The organism is Ruminococcus sp. AF17-1AC (genome assembly GCF_003461385.1).
Taxonomy (GTDB): Bacteria; Bacillota; Clostridia; order Oscillospirales; family Ruminococcaceae; genus Hominimerdicola; species Hominimerdicola aceti.
Map to the genome: position 1 here is coordinate 5,932 of NZ_QTWZ01000031.1, position 2,789 is coordinate 8,720.

At 37.6% G+C, this 2,789-nt stretch carries 2 protein-coding genes; one reads left to right on the top strand and one right to left on the bottom strand.

The window, feature by feature from the left end; translation table 11 throughout:
* Nucleotides 1-147: 147 nt before the first annotated feature.
* On the top strand, nucleotides 148-714 hold the full coding sequence (locus tag DWW81_RS12645) for a hypothetical protein (RefSeq protein ID WP_117898135.1): 567 nt from the start codon (nucleotides 148-150) through the stop codon (nucleotides 712-714).
* Nucleotides 715-800: 86 nt separating this feature from the next.
* On the opposite strand, the gene DWW81_RS12650 is transcribed toward DWW81_RS12645, so the two are convergent.
* Nucleotides 801-2,444 carry a leucine-rich repeat protein gene (locus DWW81_RS12650; protein ID WP_117898134.1) on the bottom strand — a complete coding sequence of 548 codons (1,644 nt, stop codon included), beginning with the start codon at nucleotides 2,442-2,444 and terminating at the stop codon, nucleotides 801-803.
* Nucleotides 2,445-2,789: the final 345 nt, after the last annotated feature.

Here is a 2,789-nt window from a genome sequence, read left to right on the forward strand (position 1 = left end):
CTTGAAAAACAGCTGCTGTTTTTTACAGCATACAATAAATACCGTAATTTGCCGAATAGACTTGACAAAAAACATTTAAAATTGTAGAATTAAATATAACTAAGTGATAAAAAATCAATTATTCAGAATTAAAGAGGTGCCGTCAAAATGAAAAATAATTTCAACAAATATTTTTCAACATACTTCATTATAAAGCTTATTACCTACATTATTATGCAGAACATTTTGTTTATTATGATACTAGGAAAACTATCAGTAGACCTTGATGATGATATTACGTGGGTTGTTGTTATCGTTCCGTTGATAGTATTGATATCAGTATTTTTCCTTTTTACTTATACCTCAGCTAAAACAGTAACGAAATTCAGAAGAAATGACTTGCTGATAAAAAAAGACACACCGCACAATTATTTTAAGATCAAAGCAATACTTACGTCTGTTTCATTCTCGCTAAACGATCTGTTTTTGCATTTTAAATTTCGAGAACATTTGCTGTTGGCATATAATGAGGGCGTGAGAAAAATCAGTATGCTCAATTCCAGCAATTCCACATATAGAAATAAACTTCTGAACGATCTTGAAATGTTGAAAGGGAAATATTACAAATGCTCTGTTGCTATCGTGATAGCCATTATGCTATTTCATCTTGTCGGCGGATTATTTTCTGCGAGGACAATGGTCGGCAAATATTATGACGCAGAGAGAGTACACTAGATATGTTTAGGTCGCAAATGGCACGCAGTTCAAGTATATTAAATTAATCAAAACAAAGCATATTTTGGTTGTGGTTTATAAGCATATTACTTCTTCACTGTCACGCTCTTAACAGCCGACCATTCTCCATAATATTTCGTACCCTTTACTACAGTAAAAGAGCGAACCTTGACATAGTATTTCTTGCCAGCTGAAAGCTTGGATACTGTCATCTTGTCGGTCTTGTTGTTTGCAACATCAAGCTTCTTTGCGCCTGTAAACTTAGAGTTTGTGGCGTACTGCACCTCATAACCTGTTGCAGAGCCTTTCTGCGCCCAATCAATAAAGAATGCCTTTGACTTCGCTGTGAGCTTCTGTATCTCCTGCTTGGCAGGGTTTATCTTGAATGTCTTGCTGACAGTTCCGCCGTATTGTCCTTTGCCTGTTATCTTTACTGTGGCTGTTCCTACCTTTTTGTTGCTTGAATATGAAACTGTGTAATCTGTGCCGCTTTTAAGCGTCTTGCCGTTGTATTTTACCTTTACGCTCTGCGTGATATTCTTTCCTGTGTATGTCTTTGTAGAAATACCTGAGATAGCTGACTTTGTAATATCATACTTTGCAGTGGTAATATTTTTGCTGTCTGACCATGCTCCATAGTATACCTTTTCGCCAACGTTTGTGTAGGAACGTACACGAACATAATATTTATTTCCTACTGTCAGACCGCTTATGGTGAGAGTATCAGGCTTGTTTGCGGTAAGCTTTTTAACCGTGCTGTCTTTAAAATCAGCATTTGTGCTGTATTCTATCTCATATCCTGTTGCAGAGCCTTTCTGCGCCCAGTCTATGAAAAAGCCTTTGAAGCGTGTTTCAAGCTTATGTATCTGCTGTTTGGCAGGTGCGATAACAAAGCTTTTCTTTATCTCGCCTGTATATGAGCCTGTTCCTGTTATGGTGACTTCAACAGTACCCACCTTTGTGTTTGCAGAATAAGTAACAGTATAGTCAGTACCCTCATCAAGGATGACATTGCCATTTTTGATAACTATATTTTGCGTAACAGACTTACCTGTGTACTCCTTGTTTTTTATACCTGAAACTGCAAGCTCGTCTATTTTCACCTGATATGTATCATAGGCAATGCCGTTCTTTTTGGCATATTCCTCAGCAGCACTGTTCTTAGCGCAGGTCATTGAGAAGTTTTTATTAAGTGTAAGTTCTGAGCCGAAAGTATAACCAAAAGCCTCAGCGCCTATTTTCTTTACACTTACAGGTATGTATACCTTGGAAAGTGAAGCGCAGTTTTCAAAGGCATAATCGCCTATTTCTTCAACACCATTGCCAAACGTCACGCTTTCAAGGGCAGTGCAGCCATAAAAGCTCTCATCGTCGATATATTTTACTGTATCAGGAATGACTACGGTTTTAATTGTCTTGTTGTTCTTAAAAGCACCAGTTATGGCACCCAAAGGGTGAGAATTTGTAGGTTTACCCGACCAACCGCTTATACCTGTTATCGTATACCCATTGAGTTCAGCAGGGATAACAACGTTTTCATCTGTGCCGTTATACTCTACTATCTCGGCTGTTTTATCAGCTTTTATGATATACACAAAGTCGCCATATGTTGCATAGTCTATGCTTGCAGACTTTGAGATATCATCGGCATAAGCTGATATTGGCGCAGCCACGCCTGTGAATGTCATTGTTATTGCCGCTAATCCGGCGAGATAGTTTGTTGTTTTCATATTATTAACTCCTTTTCACAACATTTGTCTTTGGTATATTAATTTTCTAAAATGTCTGCTTGACCACAATTCTGGTCACAGTTTTGGAACTGCCTTGTACTGTTGATTGACAAGTTGCATTTTTGGATGAGATACTAAGCGTAGATTCGATCCTATTAGTATACGCATACCTTGCATCAACCTTATCGGTTATTGCAATATCTTCGAAAGAAGCAGAAACAGATACTGTAATACAGCACGTCAGAATAACCGTCAGAACTAAGCATATAAACTTTTTCATCATTTTCACCGCCTTTCAATTATATAAACTGAAAAAGCAGTGAAAATGGCTGGTTGAAATACACA